An 18,243-nucleotide genomic window follows, 5' to 3' on the forward strand; every position below is an offset into this window, starting at 1 on the left:
CATGACAACCGCAGCCGCTGTTTCCACCCGCACCCCCCAGCACGGCATGGCAGACTCCGGTCCTACCCGCCGCAACACTCTCTCCTCCAGGTTCTGGGGCCGCGTCGCCGACCCCCTGTACGCCGCCTTCGTCATCATCCTGCTCGGCACGGCGGTTGTTGCGATCATCTACCCGCTGTACTTCGTCGTCATCGCCTCCATCTCGGATCCCAACCAGGTCTACGAGGGCAACGTGTGGCTGTGGCCCAGCGGCATCACCCTTGAGGGCTACGAGCGCATCTTCTCCACGCCCACGGTCCTGCGCGGATTCGCCAACTCCCTGCTGTACACGACGGTGGGCACCGCCGTGTCCGTGTGCTCCATCCTTGGCGCCGGGTACGCGCTGTCGCGCAGGACGCTGCCCTTCCGCCGCTTCTTCATGGTGTTGTTCATCATCACGATGTTCTTCGACGGAGGCATGATCGCCCGCTACCTCGTCGTGCGTGACCTGGGCATGCTCAACACCATGTGGGCTGTCGTCCTGCCCGGCGCCATCGGCGTCACCAACCTCATCATCGCCCGGACCTTCTTCTCCACGACGATTCCCGAGGAGCTCCACGAGGCCGCCGAGCTCGACGGCGCCAGCGAGCTGCGGTACTTCTTCCGCATCGTCCTGCCGCTGTCCAAGGCGCTCATCATGCTGCTCGTCGTCACCCACGCCGTCGCCTACTGGAACTCCTTCTTCGACGCGATGATCTACCTCAACGATGAGACGAAGTACCCGCTCCAGCTCGTGCTGCGCAACATCCTCATCCAGTCAGACGTCTCCGGCTCGGGCCTGTCAGCCACCGGAATGGACTCCTACGCCGAGTCCCAGCGCATTGCCGAGCTCATGAAGTACGGGATGATCGTCGTATCGACCTTCCCGCTGCTCGCCGCGCTCCCCTTCACCCAGAAGTATTTCGCCCAGGGCGCCATGATCGGCGCCGTCAAGAGCTGAGAGGTCGAGACCATGACCCGCACCACCGCCCTCACCCCCCTGACCGCCGCCGCCCTGTCACGCCGCACCCTGCTGCGCGGCACCCTGCTGACGGCCGCCGCCCTGACGCTGGCCGCCTGCTCGGGCAAGAGGACCGACGCCGACTACCGCGTCGAGGACGAGTCCGCCGCCGCGGGCCTCGGCGAGCCCGGCGAGCTGCCGATCGTCACCACGCCGGTGACCGTCGTCGCAACCGGCTCGCGCTCTGCCCTGTCCGTGCCCTACGAGCAGATGCAGCTGACCCAGCAGTGGGCCACTGACACCCAGGTCGAGATCACCTGGAACATGCTCACCGAGGACGTCTACAGCGAGAAGAAGAACCTTCTGCTGGCCTCCGGCGACCTGCCTGACATCCTGTGGAACACCGGCCTGTCCGACGCCGAGATCGCCACCTACTCCTCCAACCACACGCTGGTGCCCCTCGACGAGCTCTTCGAGGGAAACTGCCCCAATATCACCCGCCTGCTCCAGGCCCGCCCCGACATCCGCTCCGCCATCACCAGCGAGGACGGGCACATCTACACCCTTCCGTCGGTCGAGGAGCTGGGCCTGGTGCAGTACCCCAACTTCCTCTACCTCAACACCGACTGGCTCGCGAAGGTCGGCATGGACATGCCCGAGACCATCGACGAGCTCCATGACGTCCTGCTCGCCTTCAAGGAGAAGGACCCCTCCGGAACCGGCCGTCCCATCCCCCTGTCCTTCATCCCCGGCTCCTTCTGCGCCAACCCCTGGGACCTCATCACGGCCTACGGCGGCCAGGCCGACAACAACGACCACCGCATCGTCATCGACCGCAAGGTCGTCTTCACGGCGGGCACCGAGCAGTGGAAGGCGGGGGTCAAGGCACTGTCCGCCTGGTACCAGGAAGGTCTCATCGACGTCGAGTCCTTCTCCCAGGACGACACCGCCTACCTCGCCAAGGGCAAGACCGAGCAGGAGTCGCTGGGGGCCTTCTACTGGTGGGAGACCACCGAGTTCGTGGGGGAGGACCGCGAGGGCCACTACGCCCTGTGCCCTGTCCTGGCAGGCGCGGACGGCGTGCGGCGTGCGTCGGTGTCCAACAACCAGGAGATCTCCCGAGGTGCCTTCGCCATGACCCGCACCTGCCGCTACCAGGCCGCCGTCATGCGCTGGGTGGACCGCATGTACGACCCGGTCATGTCCGCCCAGAACGCCTGGGGCCCCATTGGCGTCACCTTGCAGTACAACGACGACGGCATGCTCGACCAGATCCCTGTCGCTGAGGGAGAGTCCGCTGGTGAGCGGCGTCAGAAGGTCGCACCCGGAGGGCCCAAGGCGACGACTGCCGAGGACTTCCTCACCGTCGTCCTGCCGGAGCCGCGTGCCGCCTTGCGTCAGGAGCTCGTCGTCACCGAGTATGCGCCCTGGGCGGCGAATGACGCCTTCCCGCCAGTGACCTTCACCAACGCCGAGCTCGACGACCTGTCCCTCATCGACGCCGACATCACGAGCCTGGTCAAGCAGCGGTTCGCCACCTGGATCGTCAGTGGTGGTATTGACGCGGGCTGGGATGATTACCTGGAGGACCTGCGCTCAACGGGTCTGGACCGGCTCATGGAGATCTACCAGGCCGCCCTCGACCGCTACTACAAGGAGCTGGACGCACGCTCATGAGCACCCAGACGCAGGCCGCCGCGCCGTGGCCCACGACGCCGGCCCACAGGGTCGAGATCGCCCCCGCTGCCCAGCGCCGGCGGGCCGAGGCGGACCCGGCCCGGCCCCGCTGGCACGTCACACCGCCGTGGGGGTGGCTCAACGACCCCAACGGCCTGTCGGTGCAGCCGGGTCCCGACGGGCAGCCGGTCCTGCACCTGTTCTACCAGCACAACTCGCACGCGCCCGTCCACGAGCTCATCGAGTGGGGCCACCAGGTCTCTGCCGACCTCGTGCACTGGCGCGACCTGCCCGTCGCCCTGACCCCCGGCCCCGCGGGGCCGGACGCCTTGGGCTGCTGGTCGGGTGTCGTCGTCGACGACATGCGGCCCGACGGCACGCGTGTGCCGACGATGATCTACTCCGGCAGCTCTGACCGTCCCACCCAGACGGCCTGCCTGGCCGTCGCCGAGCCGGGCGACCCCTGGCTGACCCGCTGGGTCAAGGAGGACGAGGCCAACCCGGTCATCGACACCGCACGGCGCTCGGTCGGCACCGACCTGCCGGAGATGCGCGACCACAGCGTGTGGCGCGAGGACGGGCGCTGGTACCAGGTGATGGGCTCGGGCCTGCCGGGTCAGGGCCGTGACGGCGCCCAGGGCGGTGCCGCCCTGTGCTTCAGCAGCGAGGACCTGCGCACCTGGACCTACGAGGGGCCGCTCGCCGTCGGCGACGGGGACGTCAGCGCCACCGGCACCGTGTGGGAGTGCCCTGAGCTGTGCACCCTGGGCGGGCCGGGCGCTGAGCGCGACCTTCTGACCGTCTCGGCGTGGCACGAGGAGGTGACGATGCGCACGATGTGGATGACCGGTGAGCGCACCGGGACCCGCATGCGCATCGATGCCGTCGGCCGCAGCGACCTGGGGGAGAACTACTTCTACGCCCCCCAGTCGGTGCTCCTGCCCGACGGGCGCCGCGTGGTCATCGGGTGGATGCAGCCCAACCGCAGCCGCGACCAGCGCATCGCGGACGGCTGGGCCGGCTCGATGAGCGTGCCGCGCACCATGACCCTGGCCGCGGACGGCACCCCCCGCTTCGCGCCCGTGGCGGAGATCGAGAGCCTGCACGGCGCCCGGCTCCTTGAGGCCGACGGCGAGGCCGCCCGCAGCGCCCGCCTCGCGTCGCGCAGCGTTGACCTCGTGCTCAGTGGCCGCCTGACGCAGGGTGCCGTCACCATCGACCTACTGGCCGACGCCTCGGGCGAGCGCCGCACGCGCGTGAGCCTGATCCGGCGTGAGGCGCCCGGCGGGCGTGGCCAGGCGGCGTGGACCGGCTGGCTGAGCGTCGACCGCAGCGCCAGCGCCGAGGAGGGCTCCCCCTGGCGGGGGGAGGAGTCGCGGCTCCTTGAGGGGCCGGTGCCGCTGGGGGCCGACGGCGAGGTGGAGCTGCGTGTGCTGCTGGACCGCTCCAGCCTGGAGGTCTTCGTCAACGGCCAGCCGCTGTCGGCCCGTGTGGGGGCGGACCCGGACGACGACCGTCTCGTCCTTGACGCCCCTGGGCTTGAGGACGCGGCACTGAGCGCCTGGCACATGGAGGACGCCTACACCCTCGGGCGGCTGGAGCCCTGAGATGGAGCGGGTGACGATCAGGGACGTGGCCCGCGAGGCCGGGGTGTCGGTGACGACCGTCTCCCAGGCTCTCAACAACCCCGAGGGCTCGCGGGTTGCCCCCGCCACCCGCAGCCACGTCCGTGCCGTCGCCGGGCGCCTGGGCTACCGGGCGAACCCGTCCGCCCGGGCCCTGCGCCTGAGCCGCACCGACACGATCGCCCTCGTGGGCCGTGACCTGGTCACCACCGAGTTCCTGGGTGGTCTCATCCGCGGCGCCCAGGATGAGGTGCGCCGCCACGGGGGCATGCTCATCGTCGCCGACACCGGCGAGGATGGCGGCCATGTCATTGAGAACCTGCGCGACCACCGGGTCGACGGCATCATCCTCGGCGCCTTCTACCACCAGGAGCTGACGGTGCCGGCGGCGCTGCGGGGGCTGCCGACGGTCCTGGTCAACGCCTTCACGCGTGAGAGCGGCTACTCCTGGGTGGTGCCCGATGAGGAGGTGGGCGGGCGCAGCGCCGCCGAGGTGCTGCTCGCGGCCGGCCACCGCAGGCTCGCCATGATCGGCAACCACGACGACATCCCGGCCGCTCACGGGCGTCGCGCGGGTTTCACGGCCCGGTGCCGTGAGGGGCGTGTGGATCCTGTGGTGCGCGAGTGCGCGCCCAATGCCGAGGCCGCCCGTGACGAGGCGCTGGCGCTGCTGTCGGGCCCGGACCGGCCCACCGGCGTGTTCTGCTTCTCCGACGCCATGGCCATCGGCGTGTACTTCGCGGTGCTGAGCCTGGGGCTGCGCATCCCCGAGGACGTCTCCGTCGTCGGTTTCGACGCCATGGGGCTCATCGACAACTCCCTGACGCCGCGCCTGACCTCGGTGGCGCTGCCGCACGCGCAGATGGCGGCGTGGGCGGTCGAGAGGCTCTATGAGCAGCTGGAGGGGCGGGGCGCGGACGGGCGGGGCCCGGCGGGGGTGCGTCATGAGCGGATCGTCGGCAGGGTGGTCGACGGCGGGTCGGTGGCACCGCCCCGGCTGTGAGCGGTGCCAGTGGCGGGCCCGACCCCGGTGGACCCGTTGCGCGTTGCGGCTGGTGTGGCGGCGGGCCGCGGTGCGTGCGGCCCGCCACCGACGGTGCGCGGCCTGTTGCTGATGGCGTGCGTTGGGCCGTACCGGCGGGCTGCCCCGGGCTCAGGAGCCGGGGGTGGCGGTGGGGGGCTTGGTGGCGCCCACGACCTGGGCGACGAGACGGCCGCGGGCGAGCACCCCCTCGATGAGGTCGCCCTTCCTCAGGTCCTCCGCACTCGTGACGACGCCGACGCCCGGCTTGCGCAGGATGGCGTAGCCGCGGTCGAGGACCCCCTGCGGGGACAGCGCCGTCAGCTGGGCGCGGTGAGCCCTGAGGTCCGCTCCTGCCAGGTCGATGGTGGCCGCCAGGGCGCGGCGCATCCGGTCGCGGGTGCGTCCCAGCTCCGCCTCCTGGTCGCGGACGATGAGCGTGGGGTCCGCCATGACGGGGCGCTCGCGGATGCGCTCGAGGCGGGTCTGCTCCTCGTCGAGGCGGGCGGTGAGGGCTGAGCGGATGCGCGAGCGCGCCTGGTCGAGCCCGACGGTCTCCTGGGCCAGGTCCGGCACGATCCGTCGGGCCGCGTCCGTGGGGGTGGAGGCACGGTAGTCGGCGACGTCGTCGAGCACCGGGCGGTCCGTCTCATGACCGATGGCGGACACCAGTGGTGTGCGTAGGGCGGCTGCCGCACGCACGAGCCCCTCGTCGGAGAAGGGCAGGAGGTCCTCGACGGAGCCTCCGCCGCGGGCGACGACGATGACATCGACCATCGGGTCGGCGTCGAGCTCCTTGATGGCGGCCGTCACCTGGCTGACAGCGTGCACGCCCTGGACAGCCACCTCGCGGACCCGGAAGGGCAGCCCCGGCCAGCGCAGGCGGGCGTTGACGATGACGTCATCCTTGGCCTTGGCGTCGCGCCCGCACACGAGGCCCACCGTGCGGGGCAGGAAAGGCAGGGGGCGTTTGCGCTCCGGGGCGAGCAGGCCCTCGGCGGCGAGCGTGCGGCGCAGCTGCTCGATGCGGGCCAGCAGGTCGCCGGTGCCGACGGCGCGCACGTCGTCGAGCTGGAGCTGGAGGGAACCGCCGCGGGTCCAGAAGGTGGGGCGGCCGTGGGCGACGACGCGCATGCCGTCGGCGACCTCAGCGCCCATGGCCTGCTCGGAGGAGAGGAGGTCGCGGCGGTACATGGCGGCGCGCAGGCTGACCTCGGTGGACACGTCCCGCAGGGTGAGGAAGGACATGCCGGAGCGGCGGTTGACCTGCACGACCTGGGCCTCGACCCACACCTCGGTCATACGGGCGATGTAGCCCTCGATCTTGGTGGACAGCAGCGACAGCGGCCACGGGTTGTCCGGCGTGGTGTCGCGGGCGAGCCGCGCGGGCTCGCGGACAGTGGCCGGGTTGGCACGCTGGGCGTCATGACGCTGGGCGGCGAGGCTCGACGAGGGCTGCGGGGTCACGGGGTCACTGTGCCACGTCGGCGGACGGCGCCTGTCCACGTCGGCGTGCGGAGGCGAGGCCGGGTGAGGGCATCAGGGACACCGCTCGCCCTGGCCGTCGGGAGGCGTGAGCTCGGAGGCGGTGAGTGCGCGCACCTGCGCGTCGTCAGGGGAGACCTGCCGCGGGCTCGCCACCTCACCTGCCAGCGATCCCAGGCTGCGCGCAGTCACCAGGAGCCGCGACTCCAGGGAGGCGACCGTGCGGTTGTAGGAGACGACCGAGCGGGTGAGGCTCGCTCCCAGCGCGTCCAGGTGCCCGGCCACCGTCCCCAGGCGCTCGTAGAGCGTGCGCCCGAGCTCGAGCAGCTCCTGGGCCTCCTGCGTCACCGCCGTGCGCGCCCACGCGGCCGCGCAGGTGCGCAGCAGCGCCAGGAGGGACGCCGGGGAGGCCAGGGCCACGCCCTGGCCCAGGGCGTGCTCCATCAGCGTGGGATCCGCCTCCAGTGCCGCCGCCAGCACCGGCTCGGCCGGCACGAACAGGACAACGAGCTCGGGCGAGGCCCCCAGCGCCCGGTCGTAGCCGCGCGCCGCCAACGCGTCCACATGCGAACGCAGCGCCGCCGCGTGAGCCTTGAGCAGGCGCCGGCGCTCGGACTCATCCGGCTCGCCGTCGTCGGCCCCGCCCAGACCCACCGCCCGCAGATAGGCGTCCATCGGAGCCTTGGCGTCGAGGGCGAGGAAACCGTCCCCCGGGAGCCTCACGACGACGTCGGGACGAGAACCCGAGCCCGACCGCGCGCCCGATGCCCCGGCGGCCCCGGAGCCCCCCGAACGGGAGGCGAGCACGGAGGCGACCGAACGCTGCTCGACGAAGTCCACATGGGTGAGCATCCCCGAGGCCTCCAGCACACGCGCGAGCTCGACCTCCCCCCACATGCCGCGGCTCGAGCGCGAGCGCAGGGCGCCCGCCAGCGCCGTCGTCGCCCGGCGCAGTCCCTCCTCCGCCTGGGCTCCCGCCCGCAGCTGCTCCGAGAGCGTGGCGTGCTGGGCGGCACGCTCGCGCTCCATGAGCTCGACACGCGCGCCCACCTGCTCCAGCTGGGCGCGCACAGGCGCGAGTGCCCGCAGGACCGAGCCGTCACGTTCCGCCCGCTCCTCCGCCAGCGCCGCCCGCTGCGCGAGCTCCTCGGCGCGCGCCCGCCACTGGGCGGCGTCGGCACGGGCACGCGCGGCCTCGTCACGGCCCCCGGCCCGGGCCGCGGCCGAGCGCGCCACGGCCAGCGCGTAACCGAGCGCGCCACCGACCGCCAGGCCGATGAGCAGGATGAGCAGGAGCAGGGCTGAGGAGGTCATGGCACGAGGGTGCCCCAGGGGTGTGACACGAATCCGGTGCCGGGTGCGGGACCCGGGCCTCGCCGTCGGACCCGTAGACTCCGGGCGTGGCCCTTACCATCGGAATCGTCGGACTGCCCAACGTCGGCAAGTCCACCCTGTTCAACGCCCTCACCCGCGCGACCGTGCTCGCGGCGAACTACCCCTTCGCCACTATCGAGCCCAATGTCGGCGTCGTGCCGCTGCCGGACCCGCGTCTGGCGGCCCTCGCCGAGATCTTCGGCTCCGAGCGCATCCTGCCCGCCACCGTGTCCTTCGTCGACATCGCCGGGATCGTGCGCGGTGCGAGCGAGGGCGAGGGCCTGGGCAACCAGTTCCTCGCCAACATCCGTGAGGCGGACGCCATCTGCATGGTCACCCGCGCCTTCGACGACCCCGACGTCGTCCACGTCGACGGCAAGGTCGAGCCCGCCAGCGACATCGAGACCATCGTCACCGAGCTTGTCCTGGCCGACATCCAGACCCTCGAGAAGGCCGTGCCGCGCCTGGAGAAGGAGGTGCGCGGCAGGAAGACCGACCCGGCCGTGCTGGAGACCGCCAAGGCGGCCCTGGCGATCCTGGGGGAGGGACGGCTGCTGTCCGCTGCCGCCGGCGAGGCCGGTCTCGACGCTGAGGCGCTGCGCTCCTTCCAGCTCATGACCACCAAGCCCTTCATCTACGTGTTCAACATGGACGACGACGGCCTGCGCGACGAGGCCAGGCAGGCCGAGCTGCGCGCCCTGGTGGCGCCGGCCGAGGCCATCTTCCTCGACGCCCAGTTCGAGGCCGAGCTCGTCGAGCTCGAGCCCGAGGAGGCCGCCGAGATGCTGCACGAGAACGGCCAGGACGAGGCCGGCCTCGACAAGCTCGCCCGTGTCGGCTTCGACACGCTCGGGCTCCAGACCTACCTCACCGCTGGTCCCAAGGAGTCGCGCGCCTGGACGATCCGCAAGGGCTGGACGGCGCCCCAGGCGGCGGGCGTCATCCACAGCGACTTCGAGCGCGGCTTCATCAAGGCCGAGGTCATCTCCTTCGAGGACCTTGTGGAGCAGGGCTCGGTGGCCGAGGCGCGCGCCCACGGCAAGATGCGCATGGAGGGCAAGGACTACGTCATGCGCGACGGCGACGTCGTGGAGTTCCGGTTCAACGTCTGAGGCCGGTTGGCGACGCATGTCCGACGCCTCCATCCGCGCCGGCGAGCTGGAGATCTCCTCCGGCGCCCGGCAGCGGCTTGTGGGGACCTGCTCACCGGCCTCGAGGAGCCCGCGGGCACCGAGGTGATGGCGGGGCGGTGGTGGGTGCCCGCCTGGTTTCACACCCGAATATGTGACCGACCCCTGGGTAGCCTGGTGGTGCTGCCCTCCCCAGCACTCCGTGACCCGTCCGACCCAGGAGGACGCGATGACCCGCCCCCGTCACAACCTCACGGCCACTGTCGCCACCGTGCTGCTCGCCGTCGCCCTGGGAGTGGTCTCTCCGGCTGCCGCCGACGGTGCCGTCCCCGGCGCTGTCTCCCACGAACAAGGCACGTACGCGACGCCGGCCGCCGAGCCCAGCGCCCCAGACACCACAGGCTCGGGTGCGGCTGTCCCCTCGCAGGACGGTGCCGCAGCGGACCCTGAGCCCTCACTTCCTGCCTCAGACCCGACGCCGTCGACCGACCCCGCGGAGGAGGAACCGCCCGCCCCGCAGCCCACCGTCGGCTCCTGGGTCCACGACCCCGTGGGGTGGAGCTACGTTCTCAGTGACGGCACTGCGGTCTCCAACCAGGTCAGGGAGATTGACGGCGTCACCTACGCCTTCGACGCCACCGGTCACATCGCACGCGGCTGGTGGCGTGACACCGAGGGGCGCTGGTACCTGTCCACCGACTACGGCGTGCGCACCGGCTGGCAGCACGACGGCGCCGCCTGGTACTACCTCGAGCCCACCGGCGTCATGCGCACTGGCTGGCTGCTCGACCGCGGTACCTGGTACTTCCTGAAGGACTCCGGTGCCATGGCCACCGGGTGGCAGCATGACGGCAGCGCCTGGTACCGCTTCACCTCCTCCGGCGCCATGATGTCCTCGATGTGGGTCCGTGACGGTGCCACGTGGTACTACCTCGGGGCGAGCGGCGCGATGGCAACGGGGTGGCTCAACTACGGTGGTACCTGGTACTTCCTCAAGGAGTCGGGTGCCATGGCCACCGGGTGGTTGCACGACGGCGCCCAGTGGTACCACCTGTCCAGCAGCGGAGCCATGACCACGGGGTGGCTCCACAGCGGCGACTGGTACTACCTCGACCCCTTGAGCGGTGGTGCGATGGCCACCGGGTGGCGGGGCATCGCCGGACGCTGGAACTACTTCGACGCCTGGGACGGTTTCTGGGTCTCCGACCGGGCGGACTTCGACGCCGACTGGGCTTACGCGCGCACTCTCTACAGCCCGACGAACTACCTCATCGTCGTGGACACCAGCGCGCCGCACTGCATGTCCTTCTACTGGCGCGACGGCGCCTGGCAGCCCCACCACGACTGGCCCTGCTCCGTGGGGGCGGCCGCGACCCCCACGGTTCGTGGCACCTTCTCCATCGGCTCGCGCGGATACTCCTTCGGCTCCGGCTACACCGCCTACTGGTGGACCCAGTTCCACCGCGACTACCTGTTCCACTCAGTCCTCTACTACCAGGGGACCCACACGATCAAGGACGGCACCCTCGGCGGGCACGTCTCCCACGGCTGCGTGCGCATGCGGATCGAGGACGCCAAGTGGATCCACGACAATATCCCCTCGGGGACCTACGTCGTCGTCTACTGACGCCGTGCCCCGGCGGGCAGCGACACTGTCCGCAGGAGGCACCTATACCGCCCAGGAGGACCCATGAGACTGTGGAGCCTGCACCCGAGCCTGCTCGACCGGGCCGCCCTCGTTGCTGGGTGGCGTGAGGCTCTGCTGGCGCAGAAGGTCCTGCGGGGCCAAACCGTCGGCTACCGTCACCACCCCCAGCTCACGCGCTTCCGGCAGGCTGACCTTGGCGCCGCCGTCTGCCCCGCCGCTGCTCACAACTCCGGTGGCAGTGGGCCGGCCGCCGACCACTCTGAGACGCTGATCGCCGCCTACCTGCACGGCCTCGCCGACGAGGCGGACCGCCGCGGCTACCACTTCCGCCGCGAGCTCGTTCTCGCCCAACCCGCACCTGACGGCCGCCTCACGGTCACCAGCGGACAGCTGGCGCTCGAGCTCGACCACCTGCGTCGCAAGGTGAGCGTGCGTGCTCCCCAGTGGCTCACGCGCCTGGACCGGGCGGCGCCGCACCCCCTCTTCGTCGTCGTCGAGGGCCCAGCCGAGCCCTGGGAACGTGCCACTCGGTGAGACATCGCTCCCGTGTGGCCGACAAGGGCCGCCAAGCCCACGCAAGCCACTGCCCTGCTCCTACCGGCGTCGGAGCCGCTCCGACATGACCAGGCCCAGGGCCCCGAGCGCCATGAGGAAGAAGGGGAAGATCCACAGCCCCGTCACCGAGGAGAGGACACCGAACAGCGGCGGCATGACCGTCGAGCCCGTGTAGGCGGCCGCCATCTGGATGCCGACGATGGCCTGCGAGTGCTCCCGCCCGAAGTTCGCAGGCGTGGAGTGGATGATCGCCGGGTACACCGGGGCCGAGCCCACGCCCGCGAGCACGAGCCCGGCGAAGGACACGCTGCCCAGCGGTAGCGCGAGCACGAGCGCGCCGAGAACCGCCAGGGAGAAGCCGAGGCGGATGAGCGTGCGGTCGCCCAGATGGTCCGCGACGAAACCAGCGAGAAAGCGTCCCGCGGTCAGCCCCAGGATGTAGAAGGCGCCGAATCGTGCCGCGAGCGTCGGGTCGAAGCCCCGGTCGTTGACGAAGTAGGTGGCGCCCCACAGCATGGCCGTCATCTCCATGGCGCAGTAGGAGAAGAAGGCCAGCAGCACGCAGGGCACGCCCGGGATGCGCAGGGCCCCGCCCAGCGACACCGCCTTCGCCTCGGGTGCCTCGCCCGCGGCGGCCGTGTGGGTGGTGGCGACCTTGCGCCACATCGGCAGGGTGACGAAGAGGAAGGCCGCCAGCACGACCTGGAGCCAACCGATACCCGAGTAGGCCGCCGCCCAGCCACTGCCCGACGACAGGGCGAAGCTCATGATGAAGGGGCTGATGGAGGCCCCCACGCCCCAGAAGGAGTGCAGCCAGTTCATGTGGCGGGCGTTGTAGTACAGCGCCACATAGTTGTTGAGTGCGGCGTCGACGGCGCCTGCCCCGAGCCCGTAGGGCACCGCCCAGGCCAGCAGCATCCAGAACTGGGAGGCGGTGGAGAAGCCGAGCAGGGCCAGGGCGGTCATGGCGACGCTCACCGCGGTGACGAGGCCGACGCCGAAGCGCCGCGTGAGCCGGTCGGAGCTGAGCGAGGACACGATGGTGCCCATGGAGATGACGACGCTGACGATGCCGGCGAAAGAGGTCGGCACCCCCAGGTCCTCGTGCATGACGGGCCAGCCGGAGCCGACGAGAGAGTCCGGCAGGCCGAGGCTGACGAAGGCGAGGTAGATGATCGCGAGCAGCAGTGCGTACACGACGGTGTCTCCGGGGCGCGAGGGTTAGGGCAGGACGATGCTAATCGAGTGGTCGCTCAATTGCTGGTCGCCCATACGACCCGGCGTCCGCCCCGGGCGGGGCGGACGCGCAGGTCTCCGGCGCAGCGGCCGGTGAGCCACCCGGGGTGACGATGGCCTCGCCGTCGTGCGTGAGACGCATGACCTTGCGGAAACATCCAGGTGGGAGACTGTCGGCCGATCCGGAACGTCTACCAGGAGGCACACCATGATCAGGGTCGCGATTAACGGCTACGGGAACCTCGGACGCGGCGTCGAGCAGGCCGTGAGCAAGACCGAGGACATGGAGGTCGCCGTCGTTCTCACCCGGCGCGACCCCGCCCAGGTCACCACTCTCGGGGCCCCCGTCGCCCGGCTTGGCGAGGCCGCCGAGTGGGTCGGCAAGGTGGACGTGTGCATCAACTGCGGCGGCTCCGCCACCGACCTCATGGAGCAGACCCCCTCCGCCGCCGCACTGTTCCACACGGTTGACTCCTTCGACACGCACGCGCGCGTTCCCGAGCACTTCGCCGCCGTCGACGACGCCGCGAAGGCTGCCGGCCACATCGCCCTTGTCTCCGCCGGCTGGGACCCGGGCCTGTTCTCCATGCTGCGGGTGCTCGGTGACGCCGTCCTGCCCGACGGCGAGACCACCACCTTCTGGGGGCCCGGCGTCTCCCAGGGCCACTCCGACGCCTTGCGCCGCATCGACGGCGTCTTGGACGCCAAGCAGTACACGCTGCCGGTCCCGGCAGCGGTTGAGCAGGCCAAGACCGGCTCCGCCGCCGGGCTCACCACCCGCGACAAGCACACGCGCGACTGCTACGTCGTGGCCGCCGAGGGTGCGGACAAGGCGGCCATCGAGGCGGAGATCGTCGCGATGCCCAACTACTTCGCCGACTACGACACCACCGTCACCTTCGTCACCGCCGAGGAGCTGGCCGCGGGGCACTCCGGCATCCCGCACGGCGGGCAGGTCATCCGCCGCGCCAGCACCTCCGACGGCGTCCACGAGACCATCGGCTTCGAGCTGGCCCTGGACTCCAACCCCGAGTTCACCGGTGCGGTGCTGGTGGCAGTCGCCCGCGCCGTGGTGAGGATGGCGGCGCGCGGTGAGAGCGGTGCGCGCACCGTCTTCGACGTCACGCTCGCGGACCTGTCCCCCCGGAGCCCGGAGGAGCTGCGCGCCAGCTTCCTGTGAGGCGGGCCCACCTCCTGTGAGCTGAGCAGGGCCGCGCCGGGCTGGGTGGTCCGGCGCGGCCCGGATGCCGGGGTCCCGGGCGGGTGCGGAGGATGGGCTCCGTGAGGCGGCGCGGTTCGTGCCGAAGCCCTCGGCCCTGTGAGCGGGCCGCGCGGTCGGTCGGGGCTCGTGCGCATGACACTGTCTGAGGCCGGATTGGCGCAGGACCCTCAGGAAGATGAGTGGCGGCGCCGTCGTGAGGTTGTGTCTGCGCCGCGAGCTGTCCCCCAACAGCTCTTTCCCGAAACCAGACGTTCACTCGCCAATGAGGAACACCTGTGCCCGCGTGTACCGCATCGTCTCCACTCGTCTCACCGGAAAAGCGGCATTGATCGTGCGGATTCGAACAACCATCGGTATTTCTCTTCTAGCTCTCGCGCTGGGTCCTGGCGGTGGCGCCGGTGCCGCCGCGTGGGTGCTGACATCACCCAGTGAGACCGTCAGTGACACGACCGAGACCACTGACACTCAGGTGGTGCACTCCCTGGAGCTCGCGCAGGACGTCACCCTCCTGAGCCTCAAGGTCACGGGACTGATGTCGCGCTCCGGGGGGGCGGGGCCCACATCAGCATCTGGACCGTCCCCCGGCACCAAGGAGACTGTCCACATCAAGTACAGCTTCGATGCGCAGGTCGGCTTCGACGGCTTCGAGGTGACGATCGAGCAGACGGGCGAGTCGGCGTACACGATCACCGTGCCCTCCTTCCGGTTCCTGTCCTACAGCGACCCGTCATTCGAGACCCTGTTCGTTGACGGTGAGGTGCTGTCCGGTATCTCCCCGGGAATCGACCAGGTGCAGATGGTCAACGACATCTTCAGCGGTGACGCCAAGGACCAGCACGTCGCTGACAACACCGATCTGCTCAAGCTTCAGTGCGAGACCTTTTGCAACAACATCGTGCACGCCATCGACCCCGGCATCCAAGCGCAGCGTCTGCACACCTGGAGGCGCCGTCGCGCCGGGAACGGACACGGCCGACTACGCCGTAGCGGCACTGGTGTCCACGCAGCGGACATGACGCCGAGCGCACGTCCAGATGCGAGCGGAACCCGCAGAACTCCGCGGGTGTCCGGTGGACGCGTGGAATGCGATCCCGGTCATGTCCGCGGCGTGGACATCGAGTCGGATGAGCACGTGAATGGCTCCGGCGTCGAGCCGGTCACCACGGAGCAGTAGCCCGGCGTCGAGGGCGTCGCCGGCCGGAACGCCATCGAGCTGTCCCGGGCGGCACGAGCACGTGGCTCGAGCCCCGTCACCTGCTCGCCTCACCGCATCGGGAAGGACCTCATGAGATGTCGAGCCTGATGCGGTGAGGCGAAGGTGCGCACGACGATCACCATTGAGGACGATCTTCTCGAACAGGCTGCTGAGCTCACCGGCATCCACGAGCGCTCTGCGCTCGTGCGCGAGGCCGTAGAGACCCTGGTTCGCGTGGAGAGCACGCGCCGCCTGGCGCGGCTCGGAGGATCCGACCCCGTTGCTCAGGCGGGACGACGTCGATGTGAGGAACCTGCATGGTCCTCGTCAACACGAGCGCCTGGATCGATCGCCTGCGCTCATCCGAGCCCGACGGCCGCCCGCCACGGTGCGAGCGGCCGTCCGCAGCAGCACTCAGTGGTGCGCGACCGTGCGCCCCGTCTCACGGGCGTTGGACTCGGCCGTCATCATCTTGAGGATCTCGGAGATCTTGAGACCGCGCGTGGGCACCGCCACCGGGTCCTCGAACAGCAGGTCGCCGAGCACGTTCTGGACGTACTCCATGTCCTTGTCCCCACGCCCCGACAGGTTGACGAGGATGTTCACGGGCTCGCCGTCGTAGCCCTTGGCCTCCAGCTCCTCAGCCATCTTGAGCGCCTGCGCCAGCGCGTGCGAGGACTCCAGCGCCGGGATGATGCCCTCGTAGCGGCTGAGCATGCGGAAGGCCTGCAGGGCCTCGTTGTCGTCGATCCCCAGGTACTCGGCCCGGCCCGTCTGCATGAGCCAGGCGTGCTCCGCGCCCACACCCGGGTAGTCCAGGCCCGCGGACACCGAGAAGGACTCGCCGACGTTGCCGTCGCTCGAGCGCAGCACGTAGGAGCGTGAGCCGTGCAGGATGCCGATCTCACCGCGGTTGAGCGGGGCCCCGTGACGGTGCGTGTCCAGGCCCTCGCCGGCCGGCTCCACCCCGATGAGCCGCACCTCGGCGTTGCCCGGCTCGTCCTTGAGGTACTCGGCGAAGGCGCCGATCGCGTTGGAGCCGCCACCGACCGCCGCCACCACGTAGTCCGGCAGACGGCCCGTGCGCTCGAGCATCTGCTGACGCGTCTCGCGGGAGATCACCGACTGGAACTCCTTGACGAGCGTCGGGAAGGGGTGCGGCCCGCAGGCTGAGCCCAGCAGGTAGTGCGTCGTCGCCAGGTTCTCCACCCAGTCGCCCAGCGCGATGTCGATCGCGTTGGACATGGAGCCGCCCTCGTCATTGGTCACCGGCACGACCTTGGCGCCCATGAGGCGCATACGGCGCACGTTCGGCTGCTGGCGGGCCACGTCTGTCGCCCCCATGTAGATCGTGCACTCCATGCCCATGAGAGCGGCCACCATGGCGGTGGCGGTCCCGTGCTGGCCGGCGCCGGTCTCCGCGATGAGCCGTGTCTTGCCCAGCCGCTTGGCGAGCAGGGCTTGCGCCAGCACCTGGTTGCCCTTGTGGGCGCCGCCGTGGGCCAGGTCCTCACGCTTGAGGAAGATGCGCGCCTTGCCTCGCCCGTGGCCCTCAAGGGGCAGGTTGGCGCACTCGGTGATGGGGGTCGGGCGTCCCAGGTACTCGCGCTGGAGACGGTCGAGCTCAGCGAGGAAGGTGGGGTCCGCGATGGCATCGACGTAGGCCCTCTCGAGCTCGTCGAGCACGGGCAGGAGCTCATCGGGCACGTACTGTCCACCGAACTCGCCGAAGAAGGCGGGGATGAGGGTGTCTCGGGTCTGGACCGCGGGGGTCTGGTCGCTGGTCATGGGTGGGTCCTTCTCGGTCATGGGTCGCGACGACGCAGGGTCCGCCGGACACGCGACCGGCCCGCAGCCTCAGGTGAGGAGCGAGCCGGGTGGTCGGTGCGCAGATGTGAGGGCTCGCCGGGTCAGGCGCGCCGCCACGATCCACGTGCTGTACACATGGCGGTGATGCTAGGGGCCGGTCGTCCGGCGGGGCAAGGCGTGCTCAACCGGTGGCCAGCGTCTGGGTGATCTCCTGACGCACCTGCGGTGCCGCGCCTCGCCGCGTCACCACCGTGTCGATGACGACGAGTCCCAGCACCACCGCGAAGCCCACGAGCCCCAGGCCCACGACCGCCCCGAGGTGCGCGTCCGGGGCGAGCAGGGCGCCGTCGTCGGACTGCCACGGCCACAACGCGCGCAGGCCGCCCACCATGAGGCCCGCCAGCGCCGCCAGGGTCATGGCCTCGTAACGGGTCAGCAGCAGCTGCAGGGCCTTGACGACGAGTGCCAGCCCAACGACGGCACCCAGCGCGAAGAGCCCGAGGTAGCCCAGGTCGAGGCTGTCCACGGCTCGCAGCGTCGGCTGGTACAGGCCCAGGGTGAGCAGCAGGAAGGAGCCGGACAGCCCCGGCAGGACGAGGGCGGACACGGCGATGGTCGCCGCGACGACGATGACGAGGGGGTGCGGCGTCAGGCTCGTGGGCTCCAGGGACACGAGCAGGAAGGTCAGCAGGGCCGCGACGACGCCGACGGCAAGCAGACGCAGCGGGTGCTGTCGGCGTGTGCGTGCCCCGAGAGGCACGGCCCCGATGGAGGAGGTGACCATGCGCACCGGCACGGCCACGGAGGCGAGCACCATCCCCAGGAAGAGGCCGCGCATGAGCGTGGGGTGGTGCTCGACGGCGTCGGCCATGGGGCCGGCGACGGTGAGGACTGCTGCCGCCATCCCGGCCATGACGGGCAGGAGCACACGCCACTGCACCTCGGCGAGGCGGGCACGGGCGCCGGCGGCGCGGTCAGGGCCGGTGAGGAGCACCTTGGCTGCGGAGATGAGGGACGAGGCGGAGCCGATGAGCTCGTGGTAGATGCCGACGACGAGCGCGACCGTGCCGCCGGAGACGCCGGGGACGGTCTCGACCGCGCCAATGAGGGCGCCGCGCACGACGTTGCCCAGGACGGTGGTGCGCCGGCGCGGGGCGTGCTCGCCAGGCGCGGCGGTGCCGACCGTCTGGCCCTGGGGCAGGGCAGGGGCGGGGGCGGTGGGCGTCATACGGGTCTCCTTGGGCTCGGGCGCTGTCAGCGACGACGCTAGGGGCTGATCCTGTGCGC

At 70.8% G+C, this 18,243-nt stretch carries 14 protein-coding genes and 1 pseudogene; 10 read left to right on the forward strand and 5 right to left on the reverse strand.

All coding sequences use genetic code 11. The features are described from left to right. The first annotated feature begins 1 nt into the window (after position 1). From ACSJJR_RS06275 to ACSJJR_RS06290, 4 genes are read left to right on the forward strand one after another with little or no spacing between them, the layout of a single operon-like run. A complete protein-coding gene (locus ACSJJR_RS06275) occupies positions 2-979 on the forward strand; it encodes a carbohydrate ABC transporter permease (protein ID WP_435942721.1) in 978 nt (325 codons plus the stop codon). A 12-nt stretch (positions 980-991) separates the two neighbouring features. Beyond that, positions 992-2,656 carry an extracellular solute-binding protein gene (locus ACSJJR_RS06280; protein WP_435942722.1) on the forward strand — a complete coding sequence of 555 codons (1,665 nt, stop codon included), beginning with the start codon at positions 992-994 and terminating at the stop codon, positions 2,654-2,656. Next, positions 2,653-4,263, forward strand: a complete 1,611-nt coding sequence (locus tag ACSJJR_RS06285; protein ID WP_435942723.1) for a glycoside hydrolase family 32 protein — start codon at positions 2,653-2,655, stop codon at positions 4,261-4,263. Before ACSJJR_RS06280 ends, ACSJJR_RS06285 begins: the two co-directional genes overlap by 4 nt. A gap of 10 nt (positions 4,264-4,273) precedes the next feature. Then, on the forward strand, positions 4,274-5,284 hold the full coding sequence (locus tag ACSJJR_RS06290) for a LacI family DNA-binding transcriptional regulator (protein ID WP_435942724.1): 1,011 nt from the start codon (positions 4,274-4,276) through the stop codon (positions 5,282-5,284). A gap of 150 nt (positions 5,285-5,434) precedes the next feature. Here the strand turns inward: ACSJJR_RS06290 and xseA are convergent, their stop codons facing one another. Together xseA and ACSJJR_RS06300 are read right to left on the reverse strand one after the other, a co-directional pair. Beyond that, entirely contained in the window at positions 5,435-6,769 is a 1,335-nt protein-coding gene (gene xseA, locus ACSJJR_RS06295; protein WP_435942725.1) for an exodeoxyribonuclease VII large subunit, read from the reverse strand. Between the two features lie 72 nt (positions 6,770-6,841). Next, a complete protein-coding gene (locus ACSJJR_RS06300; RefSeq protein ID WP_435942726.1) occupies positions 6,842-8,101 on the reverse strand; it encodes a DNA recombination protein RmuC in 1,260 nt (419 codons plus the stop codon). An 86-nt stretch (positions 8,102-8,187) separates the two neighbouring features. On the opposite strand from ACSJJR_RS06300, the gene ychF reads away from it, so the two are divergent. From ychF to ACSJJR_RS06315, 3 genes are all read left to right on the forward strand, one after another. Next, positions 8,188-9,273, forward strand: coding sequence for a redox-regulated ATPase YchF (gene ychF / locus ACSJJR_RS06305; protein WP_435942727.1), 1,086 nt, complete (start codon positions 8,188-8,190; stop codon positions 9,271-9,273). Positions 9,274-9,520: 247 nt separating this feature from the next. After that, complete coding sequence (locus tag ACSJJR_RS06310; RefSeq protein WP_435942728.1) at positions 9,521-10,918, forward strand: L,D-transpeptidase family protein; 1,398 nt, start codon at positions 9,521-9,523, stop codon at positions 10,916-10,918. A 63-nt stretch (positions 10,919-10,981) separates the two neighbouring features. After that, positions 10,982-11,473 carry a pyrimidine dimer DNA glycosylase/endonuclease V gene (locus ACSJJR_RS06315; RefSeq protein WP_435942729.1) on the forward strand — a complete coding sequence of 164 codons (492 nt, stop codon included), beginning with the start codon at positions 10,982-10,984 and terminating at the stop codon, positions 11,471-11,473. Positions 11,474-11,533: 60 nt separating this feature from the next. Here the strand turns inward: ACSJJR_RS06315 and ACSJJR_RS06320 are convergent, their stop codons facing one another. Beyond that, on the reverse strand, positions 11,534-12,691 hold the full coding sequence (locus ACSJJR_RS06320; RefSeq protein ID WP_435942730.1) for an MFS transporter: 1,158 nt from the start codon (positions 12,689-12,691) through the stop codon (positions 11,534-11,536). Between the two features lie 247 nt (positions 12,692-12,938). On the opposite strand from ACSJJR_RS06320, the gene ACSJJR_RS06325 reads away from it, so the two are divergent. The 3 genes and pseudogenes from ACSJJR_RS06325 to ACSJJR_RS06335 form a co-directional block, all read left to right on the forward strand. Beyond that, a complete protein-coding gene (locus tag ACSJJR_RS06325) occupies positions 12,939-13,910 on the forward strand; it encodes a diaminopimelate dehydrogenase (protein WP_435942731.1) in 972 nt (323 codons plus the stop codon). Between the two features lie 325 nt (positions 13,911-14,235). Further along, positions 14,236-15,126 (forward strand): hypothetical protein, encoded by an 891-nt coding sequence (locus tag ACSJJR_RS06330; protein WP_435942732.1) that lies wholly within the window; start codon positions 14,236-14,238, stop codon positions 15,124-15,126. Between the two features lie 144 nt (positions 15,127-15,270). Further along, positions 15,271-15,390: pseudogene (locus tag ACSJJR_RS06335) on the forward strand (type II toxin-antitoxin system VapB family antitoxin); the annotation flags it as partial. Positions 15,391-15,561: 171 nt separating this feature from the next. Here the strand turns inward: ACSJJR_RS06335 and trpB are convergent. Beyond that, positions 15,562-16,935, reverse strand: a complete 1,374-nt coding sequence (gene trpB, locus ACSJJR_RS06340; protein ID WP_435942733.1) for a tryptophan synthase subunit beta — start codon at positions 16,933-16,935, stop codon at positions 15,562-15,564. A gap of 202 nt (positions 16,936-17,137) precedes the next feature. Beyond that, complete coding sequence (locus tag ACSJJR_RS06345; protein WP_435942734.1) at positions 17,138-18,184, reverse strand: DUF368 domain-containing protein; 1,047 nt, start codon at positions 18,182-18,184, stop codon at positions 17,138-17,140. Between the last annotated feature and the right edge of the window lie 59 nt (positions 18,185-18,243).

The organism is Actinomyces sp. W5033, assembly GCF_051303165.1.

Coding starts and splice junctions, on each gene's coding strand:
- ACSJJR_RS06285 (WP_435942723.1), top strand. CDS start 2,653: ATGAGCACCCAGACGCAGGCCGCCGCGCCGTGGCCCACGACGCCGGCC.
- ACSJJR_RS06300 (WP_435942726.1), bottom strand. CDS start 8,101: ATGACCTCCTCAGCCCTGCTCCTGCTCATCCTGCTCATCGGCCTGGCG.
- ACSJJR_RS06325 (WP_435942731.1), top strand. CDS start 12,939: ATGATCAGGGTCGCGATTAACGGCTACGGGAACCTCGGACGCGGCGTC.
- ACSJJR_RS06310 (WP_435942728.1), top strand. CDS start 9,521: ATGACCCGCCCCCGTCACAACCTCACGGCCACTGTCGCCACCGTGCTG.
- ACSJJR_RS06280 (WP_435942722.1), top strand. CDS start 992: ATGACCCGCACCACCGCCCTCACCCCCCTGACCGCCGCCGCCCTGTCA.
- ACSJJR_RS06315 (WP_435942729.1), top strand. CDS start 10,982: ATGAGACTGTGGAGCCTGCACCCGAGCCTGCTCGACCGGGCCGCCCTC.
- ACSJJR_RS06275 (WP_435942721.1), top strand. CDS start 2: ATGACAACCGCAGCCGCTGTTTCCACCCGCACCCCCCAGCACGGCATG.
- ACSJJR_RS06345 (WP_435942734.1), bottom strand. CDS start 18,184: ATGACGCCCACCGCCCCCGCCCCTGCCCTGCCCCAGGGCCAGACGGTC.
- trpB (WP_435942733.1), bottom strand. CDS start 16,935: ATGACCAGCGACCAGACCCCCGCGGTCCAGACCCGAGACACCCTCATC.